At 60.7% G+C, this 18,867-nt stretch carries 13 protein-coding genes; 5 read left to right on the plus strand and 8 right to left on the minus strand.

The genetic code is table 11. The features are described from left to right. The first annotated feature begins 417 nt into the window (after window positions 1-417). The gene (mutY, locus tag JNN07_03675) at window positions 418-1,662 is read left to right on the plus strand and encodes an A/G-specific adenine glycosylase (GenBank protein MBL9166816.1); all 1,245 of its coding nucleotides are present in this window, start codon (window positions 418-420) and stop codon (window positions 1,660-1,662) included. Between the two features lie 17 nt (window positions 1,663-1,679). Here mutY and JNN07_03680 read toward each other — a convergent pair whose 3' ends face one another. After that, window positions 1,680-2,651, minus strand: a complete 972-nt coding sequence (locus tag JNN07_03680) for a KpsF/GutQ family sugar-phosphate isomerase (GenBank protein ID MBL9166817.1) — start codon at window positions 2,649-2,651, stop codon at window positions 1,680-1,682. 148 nt (window positions 2,652-2,799) lie between these two features. On the opposite strand from JNN07_03680, the gene JNN07_03685 reads away from it, so the two are divergent. Beyond that, on the plus strand, window positions 2,800-3,756 hold the full coding sequence (locus tag JNN07_03685) for a DHH family phosphoesterase (protein MBL9166818.1): 957 nt from the start codon (window positions 2,800-2,802) through the stop codon (window positions 3,754-3,756). 33 nt (window positions 3,757-3,789) lie between these two features. Then, window positions 3,790-4,326, plus strand: a complete 537-nt coding sequence (locus tag JNN07_03690) for a hypothetical protein (protein MBL9166819.1) — start codon at window positions 3,790-3,792, stop codon at window positions 4,324-4,326. Here JNN07_03690 and JNN07_03695 read toward each other — a convergent pair. Beyond that, window positions 4,323-5,213 carry a DUF4394 domain-containing protein gene (locus JNN07_03695; protein MBL9166820.1) on the minus strand — a complete coding sequence of 297 codons (891 nt, stop codon included), beginning with the start codon at window positions 5,211-5,213 and terminating at the stop codon, window positions 4,323-4,325. The genes JNN07_03690 and JNN07_03695 overlap by 4 nt on opposite strands. A gap of 246 nt (window positions 5,214-5,459) precedes the next feature. On the opposite strand from JNN07_03695, the gene JNN07_03700 reads away from it, so the two are divergent. After that, entirely contained in the window at window positions 5,460-7,517 is a 2,058-nt protein-coding gene (locus JNN07_03700; GenBank protein ID MBL9166821.1) for a hypothetical protein, read from the plus strand. Window positions 7,518-7,572: 55 nt separating this feature from the next. Here the strand turns inward: JNN07_03700 and JNN07_03705 are convergent, their stop codons facing one another. Genes JNN07_03705 through JNN07_03725 form a run of 5 tightly spaced genes read right to left on the minus strand, consistent with a single transcriptional unit; the run spans window position 7,573 to window position 15,520 of the window. Further along, the gene (locus JNN07_03705; protein MBL9166822.1) at window positions 7,573-10,119 is read right to left on the minus strand and encodes a discoidin domain-containing protein; all 2,547 of its coding nucleotides are present in this window, start codon (window positions 10,117-10,119) and stop codon (window positions 7,573-7,575) included. A 14-nt stretch (window positions 10,120-10,133) separates the two neighbouring features. Continuing rightward, complete coding sequence (locus JNN07_03710) at window positions 10,134-12,497, minus strand: DUF1343 domain-containing protein (GenBank protein MBL9166823.1); 2,364 nt, start codon at window positions 12,495-12,497, stop codon at window positions 10,134-10,136. Between the two features lie 11 nt (window positions 12,498-12,508). Next, window positions 12,509-13,147, minus strand: coding sequence for a hypothetical protein (locus tag JNN07_03715; protein MBL9166824.1), 639 nt, complete (start codon window positions 13,145-13,147; stop codon window positions 12,509-12,511). Continuing rightward, window positions 13,128-14,963, minus strand: a complete 1,836-nt coding sequence (locus tag JNN07_03720) for a cytochrome b N-terminal domain-containing protein (GenBank protein MBL9166825.1) — start codon at window positions 14,961-14,963, stop codon at window positions 13,128-13,130. The genes JNN07_03715 and JNN07_03720 overlap by 20 nt, the downstream gene beginning before the upstream one ends. Beyond that, the gene (locus JNN07_03725) at window positions 14,960-15,520 is read right to left on the minus strand and encodes a Rieske (2Fe-2S) protein (protein ID MBL9166826.1); all 561 of its coding nucleotides are present in this window, start codon (window positions 15,518-15,520) and stop codon (window positions 14,960-14,962) included. The genes JNN07_03720 and JNN07_03725 overlap by 4 nt, the downstream gene beginning before the upstream one ends. 283 nt (window positions 15,521-15,803) lie before the next feature. Here JNN07_03725 and JNN07_03730 point away from each other — a divergent pair, with 283 nt between their 5' ends. Next, a complete protein-coding gene (locus JNN07_03730; protein ID MBL9166827.1) occupies window positions 15,804-16,802 on the plus strand; it encodes a serine/threonine protein kinase in 999 nt (332 codons plus the stop codon). Between the two features lie 328 nt (window positions 16,803-17,130). Here JNN07_03730 and JNN07_03735 read toward each other — a convergent pair whose 3' ends face one another. Beyond that, window positions 17,131-18,441 (minus strand): sigma-70 family RNA polymerase sigma factor, encoded by a 1,311-nt coding sequence (locus tag JNN07_03735; GenBank protein MBL9166828.1) that lies wholly within the window; start codon window positions 18,439-18,441, stop codon window positions 17,131-17,133. Window positions 18,442-18,867 lie beyond the last annotated feature (426 nt).

Raw genomic sequence — 18,867 nt, forward strand, 5'->3', positions numbered from 1 at the left:
GGGGTTGTGGATTCTATGGCGTTTTCCCCAGGGTAGCTCGTTCCTCCCAACCCTGGGCTTTGAGGCGCAATCCCGTTGGGATAGGGAGGAAGCCCTCCGAACTTGTGGGTAATGCTCAGGGCACGACACCGCTGTTCCTTCACGCTGGCCCATACCCTCCAAAGCACCCATCCACCACGAACACCCTCCAGCCACTCCGGCGCACGCAGGAAAAGCGGAGACGTGTCTCCGCAGTCCATAGCCCTCCCTCGGTTCGTAATCGTAATCGCAATCGATTCCCCCCACGCCTCCGATGGGCCGAGACGGCCCACGCTACATTGTAGCGTCGTCCATCCTAGACGATTCCCCCTCACACAAGCCCAGCGGGCTCGCACCTTTCCCCTTTTCACCGGAACCCTCGACCGTCATGGTTTTCGGGTGAAACGAGCCCCACGCTCAACGCCTTCCGCAGGCAATGGATCCGAACTTCTCCGGCTGACGCCTTCGGCAGCGAGAACGGCGGTGGATTCGCTGCTCCGCTGGTTTCGAGATCAGGGGCGTGATTTACCCTGGCGGCGAACGCTTGATCCTTATGCCATTTGGATCTCGGAGATCATGCTGCAGCAGACCCAGGTCAAAACAGTCATCCCCTACTGGGAGCGCTGGATGCAACGATTTCCCGGCATCGCCGCCCTCGCACGCGCCGAGACCGATGCCGTGCTCAAAGCCTGGGAGGGACTGGGCTATTACTCGCGCGCCCGGAATCTCCAGGCAGCGGCTCAGATTCTCACGCGCGATTTCGCAGCCCAATTCCCCACGCAGCACGAACAAGTGATCAGCTTGCCAGGCATCGGACCGTATACTGCTGGCGCCATCTGCAGCTTCGCCTTCAACCAGCCCACCCCGATTCTGGATGGCAACATCGAGCGGGTCCTGACTCGGATAGGCGCTGTGTCGGGCAATCCGCGAGAAACGGGTCTGAAGCGACAGCTCTGGCTCTCGGCGGCGCGTTGGGTGGAGCTGGCGGCAGGCCGTCCGCCAATGTTTCGACCCGGCCTAGCGGGCAATTGCTCCGCGATCAACCAATCGCTGATGGAATTGGGGGCGACCCTGTGCACACCCAAGACACCCCGCTGCCCGGAATGTCCGGTCGCCCGGCATTGCCTCGCCCTCCGCGAGGGAACCCCGGAACGATATCCGGAATTGCCTAAGCGGGTTGTGGCAACCCCACGACGCTTCCATGCCTTTGTCTGGCAAAACCAGGGAGCCGTTTGGGTGGTCCAACGCCCCAAAGGAGTCGTCAACGGCGGCCTGTGGGAGTTTCCTAACGTCGAAGTAACGGGTGAGCTAGCGGGATTGCCGGCCGAGTATGCGCGAGGATTGTGGGCGATCGCCGGCCAGGAGCCGGTGTTGCTGAAAGTGATCCGCCACTCGATCACCCGCTATCGCATCGAGCTGCACGCGCATCACGCAACCATTGATCTCGCCACACGACAGCGAATCAGTGAGTGGACGGACTCCACTGCGGTGCCGACAACGAGGCGGCACCACCCAACCATGCTCCCCACTCCCTGGACGAAGGCAGAATGGGTCAAACCCGAGCAAGCCTCGGCCAAGGCGTATACGGCGGCACACCGCAGAATCCTAGAGGCCTGGCTGGAGAAGTGTGGCCAGGGACGGTGAATCCGGGGGCGGCTCGCTCACATCATCTTGAGCTTAGGCAGATCCTGGGAATCGACCAAACCTACCGGCCGTTGCTGGGCATCAACGACGATCAAATCGTCGATGTTCCGCTCATTAAAGATACGAAGCGCTTCCATCGCGAGCGCCTCAGCTGAGATATGGATTGGCCGACGGGTCATGACCTCCTTCAGGGGACGTTTCATCACGCCCTCGTCGCTGGCGATGTGACGTCGGAAGTCACCGTCCGTGAACACGCCGATCAGACGTCCGGAAGCGTTCACCACGCTCACGCAACCCGCTTTGGATCGGGTCATGATCAGAAGTGCCTCTTTCACCGTTTGAGTCGGGGTCGCCACCGGGTTGCGGGATTCACCGCGCATGATGTCCTTCACCCGCAGGAGAAGCGCCCGCCCAATGGCGCCGGACGGATGATGCCGGGCGAAGTCCTGGGGTTTAAAGCCGCGCATCTCCAACACCGTCATGGCCAGCGCGTCACCCATCACCAGCATGGCGGTGGTGCTGGTGGTTGGGGCCAGGTTAAAGGGGCAGGCTTCCCGGGGAACACGCACGTTCAGAACCAGATCGCTATGAAGGGCCAGGAGCGAGCGGGGTGAGCCCGTCATTGTCAAGATTTTGACCGGGAACCTCTTAATGGCCGGCAGCAGGTCGACCAGCTCCTGGGTGGTGCCGGAATAGCTCAAGAGCAGGATCAGGTCGCCATCGCTAATGATCCCGAGGTCGCCGTGCAAGGCATCCACTGGATCCAAAAGCACGCTGGTCGTGCCCGTGCTGGTCAGGGTGGCGGCGATCTTCCGGCCAATGTTGCCAGACTTGCCGACGCCCACAACCACCAGTTTGCGGCTCTGGGCCAAGGTCTGCACAATGAGTTCGGCAGCCTGGCCGAACGAGCTGTCCAGCCGGCGGCGAACAGCTTTGAGTCCAGAGATTTCCAGATCGAAGATCTCTCGTGCTCGAGATAGCGGATTCATCTGGGCGAGACGCTACTCAGAAATCACGAAGCTTCCATCCCAATTGTGACGGTGAAATCAGGCGGACCGTCCCTCCACCGGGCGACCAGAGCGCTTCAGTGTCATAAATGTTGGCCAAGTGGGTTTCTTCTCCGGTAGGTTTGCCGGGATGAATTCCTTGCCCAAGCCGAACGTGATTCTCACCCACGAAAGCGACCTTGACGGATTGGTCGCGGGGGTGTTGCTGCAGCGTTTGGCCAAAAAGCTCTTCAACGTGACCGTGCCGCTCGAGGCCTACCACTACCATGCCTGGAAACAGCGCGAGATGCGTGAGACGTCCGCCTGGGTGACGGATCTCGGATTCGAGCCGCGGCTCGACAAACCAGGATGGGTTATCGTGGATCACCACATCACCGAGTTCACCGCCAAGTCCGCGCAGCTGATCATGGACACCACCAAGTCGGCCGGACTGCTCTGCTATGAGCTGTGTCAACAGCACGGGCTGGGCTCACCAGAGCTCGATCGGCTGGTGCATATGAACAACCTTTCCGATCTCTTCCTGGATGACCATCCCGACTTTGCGCAAGCTACCGACTATGCGAGCATGGTGAAGGTTTATCAGTTTTGGAACCTGCACCGCCTGCTCGAGGGCCAGATTGAGCGACTGCTCGATCATCCGCTGCTCGAAGTCATGGCCACCAAGCGCCGGGTCGAGGACCCCATCGGCTATGCGTGGAGCAAGCAGAACATTCTTCCGCTCAGCCCCCAGGTCGGCTACGTCGACAACGTCATCGGCAACACGAACCTCATCGTGAATCGTTTGCTCGAGGAGGGTGGGCTTCCCTACTCTGTCCTACTGACATTGTTCCGTCGCGGCACCACCGTCATGGTAGCCAGCCTGCGCAGCCGCAACGGCGAAGCCGTCAAGGTGGCGGAGCGCCTCAAAGGAGGCGGCCACCCCAATGCAGCCGGCGCAGTCATGCCGCGCTCCACTCGAACCATCCCCCAGGCCCTCGATTACCTGAAGCAGGTGCTCAACCCCACCGTCGCCAAATCGCCGGCACTCAACGATCTTAAGAGCCTCTTCGATGCGATCGACATCGAGGATTCCCAGACCAAATCCTAAAGTTTTACCCGCGCCCACCCAGATCAATCGGTTATGAAGACAGAATCGCTGCACATCGGGATGAACGTGAAGCACCCCCAATATGGACCGGGGGTGGTGAAAGCGATCACCGAACACTCGGTAGAGATCGCGTTTGAGACCGGGCGTCGCACCGTCGCGCCCGAGACCAGCGGACTCGAACCGGCCTCCGCCCAGGCCGCGCTCACCTCCCTGGAGATGCCGCTTCCGACCCTCATCTCCGAGGTGGTCTCAAGCCTGGTGGATCGCTTGGGACTCGGAGCGAACGACGAGGCAGTGGCTGAACTGGGAGCGCGTTGGCATGGAGGGAAGCTGGTGCTCCACCCAGCGGATCCCACTCTTCAAACCAAGGAAGTCCCGTTGGAGGTCTTCTTTCACAAGATTGTGATGATGCGGAACAATTTCCGGGTCCTGGAACAGAAGATCAACGGTCATGAAAAGTTGACCGATGGGGAGAAGGTGGAGCTGCAGCAGTACATCAGTCGCTGCTACGGCTCCATGACCAGCTTCAATCTTCTGTTCCGAAACAAGGAAGATCAGTTCGGAGGTTAGGCCCCTCGCCGACGCAGGAGCATCAGGCCCGCGCCAGCGAGAGCCAGGAAGGCCACCGAACCCGGCTCTGGCACCACCGTGATGTCGGTGAACAGCTGTTGTGAGCCGATGTCGCCCAACCACGACGCCGCTCCGGACGACAGATCGATGGCATAAAGCCCTGACCAGGAGTCGCCTGCTTTGACCAGAGACGCGAAGGCCGCGCCGGAGGCACCTGAAATGTCGAATCCCGCCAGGTCCGTAAAGTTGATTCCCGTAGAACCCACAGTGGTGAGCGTTCCATTGTTAGGGGGAACCTGGCGAACCAGGGTATCCATCACCGAGTCGAGGCCGTAGAGAGTGGTGGTAGAGGCACCCGCCCGATTCTCCGTGTAGGCGGAACCCACCACTTGAGGGAACTGACCGCTGCTGGGATCCAAACTCGAGTAGTTGAGATTGCCGTCCGTCGCAGCCACCGCCCCGGTGTCCGGATGGAGCCTCAGGTTCTGACCGCTATCGCTGACCACGCGGATCCGATCAACCGTGGGGTTAAAGTCGAATCCGAAGGCATCGCCGACCAAGGCTGGCGTGAAGTTCGAACCACCGATCGGAGTTGCATTCGCGGTGGACAGATCGATCCTATAGATCCGGCTCGACTTACCCAACCCATAGAGTTGGCCCGTTGCCGGTCGGTAGTCGATTCCCACCAGCTGTTCGCCGTCAGCCAGGCCGGAAACCGCCAGGCTGGTGCCGAGGATGCCAGGCGCCGAGCTATCGAAGGTGACGATCCGATTGTCGGTAGAGAGGCCGACAATGGCTTCGGCGTGAGCCAAGGGGCTTCCCAAGGTGAGGGACAGTAGGGCGGCGCTGCCGACCAATGAGTGAAATGAGGAACTGCGTGGGTTCATAGTGGTGATGTGCTGCTCGGAGCATCGTAGCGCCGAGTTGGTTTTCTGCAGCGAATGGGGTGCGAAGACACGGGATCCCCCGCCCCGCTCGAGGTTTTCTCGGGCAGGCCTTCGACCAACAGACCATTCAACGATTTCACCTCCCTCTACGAAGAAGCGCGCACTTTGGATGCATGGAATCCGCGGAGAGTTTGTTCCAACGGGATGGACACATCGGTTGAATTGCGCTACACCGGTGGGTAATCCATGAAGCGTCGTCTTTCCTCTTTTGATTGGGCGGTACTGACCGTGCTTATCGCCGGTAGGTGCCTGACTGAACCGTCCGCTTGGGCTGCCACACCCACCGCTGAATCCTTGCCCACGGGGCTAATGGCTCATTGGTCGCTGGATGACGGGACATCAAATCCACTCTCCGTGCAGGCCCGTGACGTGGTGGGCGGCGCCGACGCGGTGCTGACCTCTTCCGATCCGTCCATGGCTTGGCTGGCCGCTGGAGACGCGCGGTTCGAGGGCGCGATTCGAGTGGACGGTGCCGACACCTACCTCGGGATCGCCGCGGACGAGTCGCTCGACCCAAAGACGAATCAAGTATCGCTCTCGCTCTGGGTGAAATTGGACTCGCTGCCCAGCCAGCTTCCGGCGGGTTTTGGCGGGATCTATGATTCGGCACAGGATGCGTATGTGCTGTACCTCGACCGGGGGAATCGCCAATTGCGGTTCAAGATCACGGATTCAAGCGGGGCGGCAGCTCGACCGGGTATCCCGGAAGATTTGCTGGTGACTGGCGAATGGCTTCATGTGGCAGCCGTCTACGATGGCAATGCCACCCCAGGAGCCGGCGAAGCCCGCGTCTATTTGAACGGGGAACTCATGGACACTCACCTAGGGAACGACGGCAGCGGGGGAGTGGGTCTGACCGGGGTGGTGCGCTCCGGTCAGATTGCCGGAATCGGCCGTGATGGCAATGGGGCACAGTATTTTCTGGGCTGTAGTGTGGATGATGTCGGAGTGTGGCGACGCGCTTTGACGAGTGAAGAGGTTTTGTACCTGGCGAGCGGCCAGGTGATTCCAAATCCGCCACCACCGGCAGACGCGCTCACCATCGTGGCCTCCCCCGGCGACGTGAAAACATTGGCGGGCTCCTATGCCTTGTTCCGGGTCGCCATCTCCAACGGCATACCACCCATCACCTACCAATGGCGACTGAATGGAGCGGATCTTGCCGGAGCGACCCAAGCGCAGCTCTCAGTCATTGCGGGGACCGAGACTGCCGGCAGATATACGGTGGTCGTTCGTGATCAGCGTGGGCCGCTCGAAAGCTCCGCCGCGACTCTGGCGGTGCTACCCCTGGCCTCGGACCCCGCCGCGTCGGTGGGCCAGGGTCTCGCGGCGTTGTGGCCGCTCGATGATGGCGCTCGCCAAGGCGACGCCACCGAAGTTTTCGATGTCGTTCATGGCAATGTCGGACTGCTGTCAGCCATCGATCCGTCGATCGCTTGGCTTTCGGGTGCCGACGCCCGCTTCGGCGGAGCGCTGCAAGTGAATGGGTCCGACACCTATGTCGGAATCGCCCCCAGCCCCTCGCTGGACTTCGCCGCCGACCAGGTGACCGTCGCTGCCTGGGTGAAACTGAGCGCCCTGCCCTCAGAACTTCCCGAGGGGTTCGGCGGAATATACGATTCCGTGCAGGACAACTACGTTCTTTATCTCGATCGAGGCAACCGAGAACTCCGTTTCAAGGTGACGGACGCGCGTGGTCAAGCCGCACGTCCAGGCATTCCCGAGAGCGAGTTAGTTCTGGGCGAATGGATCCATGTGGCCGGCGTCTACAATGGACGCGCCAGCGCAACCGCGGGGGAGGCAGTGGTTTATCTGAATGGGGTAGCGGCGGATACCCATATCGGGAACGATGGCAGCGGAGGCGCGGGATTGACCGGATTTGTGCGCACCGGACAATCGGCCGCGATCGGACGGAACGGGACGGAAAATAGATACTTCCTCAATGCCGTGGTGGATGATCTCGCCGTGTGGTCTCGGGCGTTGTCACCAGCGGAGATCGCCCACCTGGCTGCCGGAAATGCAGTGCCGGCCCCCGCTCCGCTTCGGCTGGGAATCCCCTCGATCAGCACTACCCAAATTCTGCTGAACTGGACCGGTGGGCAGGGGCCCTATCAAGTTCAGCAACGCGACAGCCTGTCCGCTGGATCATGGGTGAATGTCGGAGATCCGACCGATGCCCTTTCCTTCGGCCTCTCCCGGGAAGGACAGACGCGGTTCTACCGGGTGGTGGGTCCAGCCCGGTGAACCGAGTGTTCCTCCGTGTGATCCGCGGGCAACAACGTTCATCGGGACTGCGCCGTCACTCCTTCCACAGCTCAAGTTCCGTAAGCCCGCTGCGGGCTTTGTCTCGGTGCACGAACTGAATTCGAATCTTAAGCGTGTTGACACTCGAAAACCTCACCGAGTTGACGGCGCCTCCGACGGCATCCGCCGGCGTCTTCACCTGCTTTTCCGCCCGCTCCCAGTTCCCCCCTGTCCAATACTCGACATAATACTCCTTAGGCGATTGGACCCCGCCGCGATCATCATAGATGTGCAGCTCAGCACGCGACACCTCACGAGGTGTGCCAAAATCCACTTCCAGCCAGTCGGTGGCATTGGTGGATCCGTAGGAAGTCCAACGATTCATGGGCGTCGGCGTGAAATGATACCGCCCATCAATGGCCATCGCCGGGCTATCTCCAAAACGAGAGGTGAATGAAGCCGTGGCCCGGGGAAACCCCCGCCCGGATCGGTTGACCGCCAAGTTGCCTGGAGGGGAGGGGGCGGGCCGATAGGGCAACGATCCGCGACCCCAGGCTTCCACCTCAGTAAGGCCCGTGCGGCCCTCGGGTCCATGCGTGAAGTTCATCCGAATGCGCGCGGTTTCGACCGCTGGAAACTCTATGGTGTTGCCTCGACGGCCTTGGGGTTGTGCCGGAGTCCTTACCTGATTCGTGATGGGGGTCCACACCAGCCCGCTCCAAAACTGGAGGTCAAAGCGCGCCGGCGGAACAATCCCGTGGCCATCATCCAAAAAATACAGCTTGAGCTTCTCGATGGGTTGACTGGTTCCGAAATCCAAGATGCACCAGTCGGTCTCGTTCGAGGATCCAGCGGTGGTCCACCGATTGGGAGGATGAAGGTGATACCACGCGACGCCATCCTGCAATGCCGTGACCGGGGTCTTCGGATTTGAGAACGAGGTCGTCAGGCGAGGGAAAAACTCCCCGTCATTGTTGACGGCGAAGTTCAGCAATCGCGATGGCGGCGATGGTGGGCGGGGGAGGCGGGGAAGGGATGCTGTTAGCTGGGTCAGAGTGGGCTCAATCGCGCGCCGGCTGCCATCCATCCAAAGTTGGAACCCAGCCCCCTTGCCATAACGCTCTCCCGTGCGGTCCCAAGTGATGGCCAGTTCGTGCCCGTGATAACGAACCCCATCCAAAGCGAAGTAATCCCAGCTGGCAGGTGCCAGGGGGTTCACTTCCACAATATCATCCGCCCGAGGCCGAAGCCCGATCAGCCCGGTGATGACCAGGTCCGCGAATCCCGAGTGAAAGTAGTGCTCGCTGTGGTTGTAGTTATCATATCCCTTCCACGACCCCGTGTCGGGATGGACGGCCTCGGCGATGTACGGCTTTCCGTCCTTCCGATGGGTGAGGGCGTACGTTCGCAGCAAACGGTAGTAGTCATCACGGGTCACCGGTGCCGGACGGCCTTGGTTGAGCACATTCGCCAAGCCCAGCAGAGTCTGTGTGGTGGCATAGGGCCAGGACTGGCCGCTCCACCAGCAACAGGTGTCGGTCACCTTAAAGAGCGGATCGCGCCGTTCGGCGGTCAAGGGTCCGAAGTCCGCCAGAAAGCCCTCGCGGTCCATTAAAAACTTCCAGGCGTCTTCAAATCCCGGATCCAGCAGATTGAACTGCCACGGAACATAGCCGTGCAGTTCGCGACCATACGGGCTTCCCGCAAACTGACCGGACTGATAAGTCAGCGTGCCCACCTTGACCACATGGCCGTCGCGCTGCTCCTCGCGCTGGGACAACGGAAAGAAAAAACTCCGTTCTGCATCCCACAGCCGGGCTTGCAGATTGGTTTTGATTCCCAATGCCTTGCTCGCAAACTCGCTCGCGATCGCAGCATCGCCCGCCAATGTGGCGATGGACTCGATGGCCTTGGCATCCGCCCACATATAGCTGTTCAAGGTCGTTCGATAGGCGGGAGCGCCGCGCAGAATGTCCTGCGTTTGCCGGCTGTTGATGTTGAACTCCATCCCATCATCGTGACCCGTCTGCCAGAAGAGCCCGACCTCAGGCGTGAAGTGCTTCTTTTCCCAACCGCGGTAGTTTTCTCTCAGCGACGGGAGGAGGCTGGTCGTGAAGGAGCGATCGGGATGAACCTGGTGCACTGCCCACACCGCGTCCCCCAGCCAGGTGCTGTAGTTCCGCGGCTGCGCACCGGGCGTCTTGAACCAGTACTTCGCATAGTCGCGAGCGACTAAGGGATCTCGCAGCCACCGCGCCTCATAGAGTTGATGTCCAGCCGGGCAACTGATGGCACCATAAGTTCCAGACCAAAAGGGCCGGTCGATAAACTCGGTGAAGCAATAGCCGGTGTTGGGAGAGCCATAGGTGAGGTGCTTGGTGAGGACCTCCCATCGGTAGTAATAGGTGGCGTCCAACTCCGGGTCGGGGGTTTCCAGAAAGGGGATGTTCTCGACAAACCAATCCACGTCCTGATTGTCCCAAAATGTCTGCGCCGACCACAACTTGCGCTTGTCCAGGATGGGCTGCCCGAAGCCTTGATCCACCGCCCCGCACATCAGGACTAGCGCAGCGGAGAGGGCGGGTGAAAGGGATAGGCTCATGACATCGGTCGACCTCAGGGTCTGGGGGGATCGGGATAGAGCAGAAACCGCGCACGGCGCGTCTTGAATCGTGACAGCCCTTCCATCCAGGCCGAGCGCATCTCAGCGACGGACCGGCCAGCCTTGATTCCCTCCAGCGTAGGCTCGTCCGTCAACAAAAACCGCAGTTTGCCCAAGGCGTACTCCGTCGGATGAAGGCGCTGAACGGTTCGGGCAATGGCCAGGCCGACGTCGACCGGAGAAAATCGGTCGCGGTCCACGATCGTGATCGCCACACCGCTGCAGGGCTGGTCCTTGAAGGTGCTGTAGGTGGGTTGAAAGCGCAGGGGTATAAACCGGACTCCTGGCAGGTTTTCCTTACGCAACTCCGCGGCCAGCACCCGGTCGTTCACATAGGGAGCTCCGATGATCTGAAATGGCGCATCCGTCCCGCGTCCCACCGCCAGGGCGGCTTCATGAAAGCCCAGCCCCGGATAGAGCGCAGCTCCCGCCATCGAACGCATGTTAGGCGAAGGGTTAATCCAGGGCAGGCCGGTCTCGTCAAACCACATCGACCGCTTCCAACCCTCAACCTGGATCACGGTCAAATCCAGCTTCCACCCCCGTTCGGCGCGAAACAGGGTGGCCAACTCCCCTACGGTCATTCCGTGGCGCAACGGCAGCTCGTGGTAGGCGACAAAGGTCGATTGGTTCGTGTGCACCGGACCTTCAACCGCCACCCCGTTGATTGGGTTCACACGATCCAACACCACGAAGCGAATCCCTGCCTTGGAGGCCGCCTCCATGCAATTGCCCATCGTCCCAATATAAGTGTAGTACCGACATCCGATGTCCTGAATGTCGAAGACCAAGGCATCGAGGCCCTTCAACTGATCTTCCGAGGGTGCTCGGCGATCCCCATACAGGCTATACACCGGCAGCCCGGTCGCCTCGTCACGGCTGTCCGAAACTTTTTCATCGGCCACCCCGCGAATCCCATGCTCCGGACTGAACAAGGCTTTGAGCGACACTTCCGGAGCCTGATGCAGCAGATCGATGGTGCTTCGACGGTTGCGGTCCTGTCCGGTGTGATTCGAAATGAGCCCCACTCGGAGCCCTCGCAACGGCTTAAAGCCGTCGCGCACCAGGACATCGATGCCATTCAGCACCTCGATGGTAGGGACGCCGACAGCCGCCGAGAGGAAATTGGTCCGGGCGGCCAGAGCCCCGGGCACACGGTCGAAACTGAAATTCCGAACGGCCTGCGCGGCCAATGTGCCCAACTCCAGTTGCAAGGGGAGGATATTACCCTTCGCATCAGGGTGCACCCTATTCGAAAGAAAGAGCCAAAAAGTCTTTGAGAACGGGTCAATCCAAAGGCATGTGCCGGTAAAGCCAGTATGCCCATACGAACCCAGCGGGAAAACTCGGCCGCGAGGACGGCTGTAGCCCGAGTCGATGTCCCAGCCCAGTCCCCGACGGGGTAACACGGCGTCGGCAGTCTGAACCGAAGTCATGAGGCGAACCGTCTCGGCCTTGAGAATCCGGCGCCCATCCACCACACCTTCGTTGAGAAAAAGGCGGGCGAACCGGGCCAGGTCGGCGGCGGTGGTGAACAGTCCGGCGTGACCGGTCACGCCACCCATGGCGCGCGAGGTAGGATCATGGACCACACCGCGCAGCATTTGTCCTTCGACGCGCTGGGTTGGAGCAATTCGACGTCGAAGCGAGGCGGCGGGGAGAAACCCCGTATCGCGCATGCGCAAAGGACCAAAGAGCTCGCGCTCGGCGAACTTATCCAGGCTGGTGCCACTGAGAATTCGAACGATCTCCCCGAGCAGGATGAAATTGATGTCACTGTAGCGAAACTGAGTGCCGGGAGCCGTCTCCGGCATCTCCGCCAGGGCGAGCCCAACCCCATGCTCATAACCCTGCCAGGGGACTTGCCGAGACAACCCGGGCTTCAGTCCGGAGGTGTGGGTGAGCAGATGCCGCACGGTGATCCGCTCGCGTTGGAATCCCGTGAAGGCCGGGAGATATCGCGACACCGGAACGTCCAGTTCGGCTTTTCCCCGCTCCACCAGCAGCAGAACACAGGGCGCGGTCGCCACCACCTTGGTGAGCGAGGCAGCGTCGAAAATAGTATCCATCGTCATCGGCTCAGCCGTCGGATCGATCGACCGCTGCCCCAAGGCCTTGGTGTAGCTGCGCCCCTCCCGCTCAACCCAGATCACTCCCCCGGGACAGCCCTTTTGGGCAATGGTCTCCTCCACCACCCGATCCATCTCGGCTAGCCGCGCCGCATCGAAGACCTCGGCAAGGCGCGGGGGAATCGCCCGAGCAGCCTGGAGTGGTTGCAGCGACTGCGACATCCACACGCACACCCAGAGGCATTTCATCAATCCACGAATCATAAAAGAGCGCCTTCAAATGACTTCATGATGAACTGGCGGATCAAAGCCAGCTCCACTTCCCCATAAATCGTATGCGCCTTGGGATACTCCTGCCACGTGAGGTTGAGGCCTGCGTCTTGAAGCGCACGCATCTGAGGCTTGACGCTGGCCAAGGTCAACAGGGGATCCTGGGTTCCATGGGTCACCAAAATCCGCTGATCCTTGGCCACCGGCGACAGCTCCTTGATCAGCTGCGCATATTCCGGAAGAAACCCGCTGATGCCAATCAGCGCGGCAAATCGATGCGGGTAGCGCAACCCGGTTTCCAAAGTCATCAGGCAGCCCTGGGAGAATCCGAACAGCACCGTGTCCTCCGTGCGATACCCCTGGGAGCGTGCGTGGTCCAGCCACTCCACCAGCAGCTGCCGGCTGCGATCGATGCCCGGTCGGCGATCGCCCTCGATGTCGAACCAGGAATAACCGCCATAGTAAAAATCAGGCGCGTTGATCAGCTGATAGTTCAGCCACGGGAGACGCAGCGCCTCGGGCATCCAGCGGTAGCCGGCAGGGCTGTCGCCTAGCCCGTGGAGCGCCACCAGAAGACGGCGCGAAGAACGATCGACGGCCGGAATGAATTCACTTTGAAGTGTCGGCATGGGCAGGAGTGGAGGAAGGAGATTGATACCAGTCTCCGCGCAGCCAATCGGCAATGAGGCCGATGCTCGCATCATCGAGGATCTGGTCCTTACCGAAGAGCGGCATGCGGTCGTTCCGCTTGCCATAAAACCGCTCGTGCGCGGCATTCTGGATGAATTCGATCAGCCAACCGCGTGAACCGAACCCGGTGAGGTCGGGAGCGGTGGCGTCATCGTCGGGTTTCCGGAATTGATGGCACTCGGTGCAGCGCAGGGTGTCGGACCGCATCCATTCACGGCCTTTGGCGATGAGGGCGGCGTCCTGTTGATCCTGCGCCCGCTGCGATTTCAGCTCCGCTTCGGCCGACAGAGCGGCGATCGCGCCCCGCAGTTGCTCCCGGCCTTCCAAATCGAGTTTGGCGATGTCCTTCTTCACAAACCGAACCATCTTTCCCTCGGCGAATTTGGTGCCGCCAAAATAGTTTGAGGAGCCCACTCGGGCCGGATCCAACAAACCGCTGATCCACTCACGACTTCCAAATCCCTTGAGATCCGCGGCCGATGCCGGATCCTTCAGCACTGCTCCCAACCCGTCGTGGCCGTCAAACCGATGGCAGCTGGAGCAGTTCTTCGCAAATAGCTTCGGCCCCTGAGTCAAGGGATCGGTTCGCAGCAACGTGACAGCGCCCGCTACCGGAATCCCGGAGGGGCTGCGCGCGAGCTCCTTCACCCGTTCGGCGTCGCGCGCCGCCTGTCGCACGGCCAAGGGATAATGCTCCGACTGCTGGTCGTCGCGCTTGGCGAGCCAGGTGAGCAGCCCGGCGCCGACCAGGATCGAGCCGAGCAAACCAACGTTGAACCGGTGCCCGAGACGCCATTGTCCGAAGAAGGGCATGAGGCAGATGAGAACCATCAGGAAGGAGGGCAGGATGATGGCACCCCAAATTTCGCTTTCGCCTGGAAAATACTTCAGCAACTGAAAGAGGAACAGAAAGTACCACTCCGGACGCGCCGCAGAGAACTGTTCGGACGGATCGGCGGGAGCGCCCAGCTCCGCACCCAACGGAGCCGTGGAACCGGTGAGGCGGGGCCACACGATCAACAGCAGCACCGTGGCCATGACGGCCAACGCGGCGACGCCATCCTTGAGCACCTGGTCCGGCCAGAACGGCTCGTCCTTCTTGCGCCGCGGTTCCGCCGCGGTGAGCCCATGCTTGCGAAACAAGTAAATATGGCCCACGACCAGCAGAACTACCCCGGCCGGAAGCCAGCCTGCATGGAGTGCAAAGAACCGCGTGAGCGTGTGATGCCCATACTCGGTGCCCCCGATGATTAGCTTCTGAATCTCTGGCCCGATCACGGGAGTGATGGCCGCAATGTTGGTCGCCACGCGTGTCGCCCAATAGCCCTTTTGGTCCCAGGGAAGCAAATAGCCGGTGAGCGACAAGGCGAGAACCAGCATCAGCAGGCCCAACCCGAACCAAAAGTTGATCTCCCGGGGAGCCTTGTAGGCGCCATCAATCACGATCTGCATGAAATGAAGCACCAGCAGCACCGTCATCAGCTGGGCCGTGAAATGGTGGATCCCGCGAACCAGCCATCCGCCTGCCATCTCATACTGAATATAGTAAACGCTCTCCCAGGCCGTTTGAGCGCCGGGGCTGTACGCCATCCAGAGAAACAGGCCGGTCACGAACTGAACGGCCAGCGCAAAGGTGAGAGCGCTGCCCCAGACATACCGCCAGCGCGAGCCGCCTGGCACGTTTTCATACAGCGCCTCGTGCAGCAGCTTGCGACAGCCTGTGCGAGAATCCAGCCAGTCGATCAAGCGCTTCATGTGAGCGGAATTTTTTCTGCCTTGCCCGCCTGAAAGTTCATAAACTTCACCCAGATTTCTCCCGCACCCCTCAGTTCCACTTCAAGACTGTCCAACGCCCGCGCGCTCGGGCTGCTCTCGTCCACCACCGCGCCATCCAACGCGAAGGAACTGTTATGACAAGGACAGAGGAAGTGCCGATGCTCCGGCTCAAAATCCACGGCGCAGCCGGCATGTGGGCACAGAATGTTCAAGGCCTCGACGGTTTGCGGGCCGGTGCGACGCAAATAGACGGCGCCAATAGGAACCTGGGGATAACGATTCCAGGCATCCGAACGGTCGGCAATGACTGAGAACTTCCGCGGTTGCCCGTCTTCCGGAAGCGAGCTGAGCGAGGCCACGCGAACAAAGAGGGAGCTTCCGGCGTTGCGCCGCACCGGATCGGTGAGAAAGTGCAGCCCCGCCACAACCGGCACTGCGGTGGCAGCGCCACCCGCGGCCAGGGCACAACAGGCTTTCACAAATTCACGGCGATCCTGGGTCGCTTCGGTGGGCAGGGACTCGGGCTTTGGATTCATGCAACTTCAGGGATTCTGCCAATCGGCAGTTGAGTCGCGATTCTCAACGGGCCGCCGCGCAAAAGACAACCCTGAAGATTCGGCTCATCGCGCCGATGAATCCTCCAGGATTCGAGGTCGATCCCGCTGTCGGGAGACCTCTAGGTTTCTGTCGGACTGGAAGTTGGGTCCGCAGGTTGCGCAAGACTAGTCGCGGGCGGACCAAACCCCGACCCAGGTCAAAAAAGCGCATCAGAAACTTGTGAGTGACAGAATCCAGCGTACATTGTCTGGGTCATTAGGAATGTCTGAAAGCCGAAAACAACTCCGTCGTTCCGTATGTGGTGCCTGCATGGCCAACAACTGGATTCCAGGGGACCTGCCTCCCTTAGAGTCCATCCCCTGCACCAAATGCGGTCATCCGGTCATCCTCGCCACGCGGATCCGTCAATTCGACCTCCGCGAAGTAGTCGCTTCTGGCGGCATGGGCACCGTCTATCGGGCCATGGATGTGAACCTCGAACGCATCGTGGCGGTGAAGCTCATGAAGCGGGAGATCTTCGAGGACAAGGAGGCCGTGGCCAGCTTTTACCGGGAGGCGCGGGCCGGCGCGGCGCTGAACCATCAGAACATCATCCACGTCTATACCTTTGACGAATTTGACGGTCGGCCGTTCTTGGTGATGGAACTCGCCGACCATGGCAGCCTCGATTCCCGCATCGAGAAGCTCAAGCAGGTGGACGAGGTGCTGGTGCTCGATGTCGGCATCGCCATGTGCTCTGCTCTGGAATCGGCGTTGAAGCACAATTTCCTGCATCGGGACATCAAGCCCGGCAACATTCTGTTCAACGCCGAAGGGGAGCCCAAGCTGGTGGATTTCGGGCTGGCCCGCGAAGCCGAGACCGATGCGGACCCGGAGGCTACCGTTTGGGGCACGCCCTACTATATTGCTCCCGAGAAAGTGATGCGTGAAGGGGAGACCTTTCTTTCGGACATGTATAGCTTAGGTGGCACCCTCTACCATGCCCTCACCGGCCACGTGCCCTTCGAGGCCGAAGATTTCAAGGACGTCATCGCCGCTCACGTGCACACCCCCCTGACCCATCCCAAACAGGTCCGGCCTGATATTACTGATCAGACCAACGATGCCTTGGTACGGGCGATGGCCAAAGTGCCAACTGAGCGGTTTGAAACCTACTTTGACTTCCGCATGGCCCTCGAAGCCGCGCGGACCGCCCTCCTCTTCTCGATCCACCGTCCGGGAGAATCGGAGAAGGGTTTCAAGAGCTGGTTCAAGAGATAAGTTAGGTGTTAGGGGCCAGGTGCTAGGTGTTAGGTGCCGCGGAAGCTGCGCCGCTTTCGTAATCGTAATCGTAATCCTCCCACATCGCACCTCGCCCCCTTGTTCCCTGGAGGGGCAGCCGTGAGAAGGCTTCCCCACATGGTCCTCCAAAGGGGTCGAATTGCACATCGCTCATTTTTCATTGGGAACTCAGAACCCCAGGGGGTTCACAGAAATTAGCCGGGAATCGCAGCGCAGCGTAGATCCCCGGAAACCCGGTCCCATTTCACCGCACCCCGTAGGGCGTGCCACCCTACCACCCACCACCCACCACCCCACCACCCACCACCTACCCCCTTCCCCCTTCCCCCAATCTCGCGGACAGAAACCGCTTCTCCGAGTCGCTCTCCACCAATTCCAGCGCGCGACGGAAATGCGCGGCGGCGGCGTCGCGATTTCCCAGTCGCGACTCAAAATCACCCAGCACGGAGTACAACAAATAGTAAGATTCCAACTTGTCGCGCTGAGGAATCGCCATCACGGCGGCTCGCCCTGCTTCGGGTCCCTCGAGCATGGAGATCACAACCGCCCGGTTCAGCGCCACCACCGGTGAATCATCCATCGTGATCCAATGATCATAGAGCGCGCGGATTCGACGCCAGTCGGTGGATGCCTCATCGGCCGACGCTGCGTGGACCGCCGCAATCCCCGCTTGCACGTGATATTCCGAGATCTCCGCGCCCGCCGCGGACCGGGCGATGTGCAGCATGCCGCGAGCGATCAGCGAACGGTCCCACTGGCTGCGGTCCTGTTCCCGCAATCGAACCAGGTTACCGTCGTCGTCCACTCGAGCAGGCAGACGCGCGGCGTTGAGCAGCATCAACGCAAGCAGCGCGTGAGCCTTAGGCTGATTGCCCGCGGGATGCGAGGTGAGCAGTGAGGCCAGCCGAATCGCCTCATGACAAACATCCTCGCGAATCAGCTTCGGTCCGACCGACGTCTTGTATCCTTCATTGAACAGGAGGTAAAGCGTGTGAAGCACGCCATCCAAGCGTTTCACCAGCTCCGCTCCTTCGGGAATCGCGAAGGGAATTTGGGCGTCGCGGATCTTGGCCCGTGCGCGCACCAGTCGTTTGGCAATGGCGGCTTCGGAAGTCAGGAACGCGCGACTGATCTCTTCCGTTCCGAATCCGCACAAGGTACGAAGCGCCAAGGCCACTTGGGCTTCGACAGGCACCACCGGATGGCAGCACACGAACATCAGGCGCAACCGATCGTCGCTGATCTGATCCGACTCCGGGCCACTGGCCGATTCGGCATCGGGCCGGGCCATGTGATCCTCCAGCAGACGAATGATTTCCGGCTCCTTATCCCGGAACACCTTCTGGCGCCGGACCACATCCAGAGCCAGGTTGCGCGAGGCCCGCATAATCCAAGCAGCCGGATTGTCCGGAACCCCGTAGAAGGGCCAGGTTTGCAGAGCGCGGGCGAGCGTTTCCTGCACGACGTCTTCGGCCAGCGTGAGATGTTCCACGCCAAAGATGCCGGTGAGCGTGGCGACGATCCGGGCCGACTCATGTCGGAACAGATGTTCCACGACTTGGGGAACAGCATCGCTGGGTTGGGTCGACGCCGGCTCGGGAGTGTCGGACGCGCTCATGAGCCAAGACGCTCCACCGGATGGGCAGCAGGACAGATCACACGTCCTGTTCTGCCGTGAACCCTGGGGGGTGATCAAGCGTGGAGAATGGGGGAACTGGAAGGTGGTAGGTGCCGGGTGTCACGGTCACTCATCACTCGTCACTCATCACTTAGGTGCCAGGTGCCCTTGTCACGCCGAAGGCTGGGCGAAGGCGGAAGGTGTCAGTTACCAGCTGGTCGCAATCGTAATCGTAATCGTAATCGTAATCCTCCCACATCGCACCTCGCCTCCCTTCTCCCCTGTAGCCCAATCCATGCAGTAGGGCGGCATGCGGTTGCGCAGCAGGTTTTTGCGAAAACCGAGGCGTGAGGAGCGAGCGTATTGAGCGAAATACGTAAGCGACGAACAACGAAGGATTTCGCAAAAAAATCAAGCAAACGCGTG

This window comes from Verrucomicrobiales bacterium (assembly GCA_016793885.1).
In the GTDB taxonomy this organism is placed as follows: Bacteria; Verrucomicrobiota; Verrucomicrobiia; order Limisphaerales; family UBA11320; genus UBA11320.

Bases quoted from the DNA above. Each gene is read 5' to 3' on its own strand.
- JNN07_03710 (MBL9166823.1), bottom strand. From the start codon at position 12,497: ATGAAATGCCTCTGGGTGTGCGTGTGGATGTCGCAGTCGCTGCAACCA.
- JNN07_03700 (MBL9166821.1), top strand. From the start codon at position 5,460: ATGAAGCGTCGTCTTTCCTCTTTTGATTGGGCGGTACTGACCGTGCTT.
- JNN07_03730 (MBL9166827.1), top strand. From the start codon at position 15,804: ATGTCTGAAAGCCGAAAACAACTCCGTCGTTCCGTATGTGGTGCCTGC.
- JNN07_03685 (MBL9166818.1), top strand. From the start codon at position 2,800: ATGAATTCCTTGCCCAAGCCGAACGTGATTCTCACCCACGAAAGCGAC.
- JNN07_03695 (MBL9166820.1), bottom strand. From the start codon at position 5,213: ATGAACCCACGCAGTTCCTCATTTCACTCATTGGTCGGCAGCGCCGCC.
- JNN07_03715 (MBL9166824.1), bottom strand. From the start codon at position 13,147: ATGCCGACACTTCAAAGTGAATTCATTCCGGCCGTCGATCGTTCTTCG.
- JNN07_03735 (MBL9166828.1), bottom strand. From the start codon at position 18,441: ATGAGCGCGTCCGACACTCCCGAGCCGGCGTCGACCCAACCCAGCGAT.
- JNN07_03725 (MBL9166826.1), bottom strand. From the start codon at position 15,520: ATGAATCCAAAGCCCGAGTCCCTGCCCACCGAAGCGACCCAGGATCGC.
- JNN07_03705 (MBL9166822.1), bottom strand. From the start codon at position 10,119: ATGAGCCTATCCCTTTCACCCGCCCTCTCCGCTGCGCTAGTCCTGATG.
- JNN07_03690 (MBL9166819.1), top strand. From the start codon at position 3,790: ATGAAGACAGAATCGCTGCACATCGGGATGAACGTGAAGCACCCCCAA.
- JNN07_03720 (MBL9166825.1), bottom strand. From the start codon at position 14,963: ATGAAGCGCTTGATCGACTGGCTGGATTCTCGCACAGGCTGTCGCAAG.
- JNN07_03680 (MBL9166817.1), bottom strand. From the start codon at position 2,651: ATGAATCCGCTATCTCGAGCACGAGAGATCTTCGATCTGGAAATCTCT.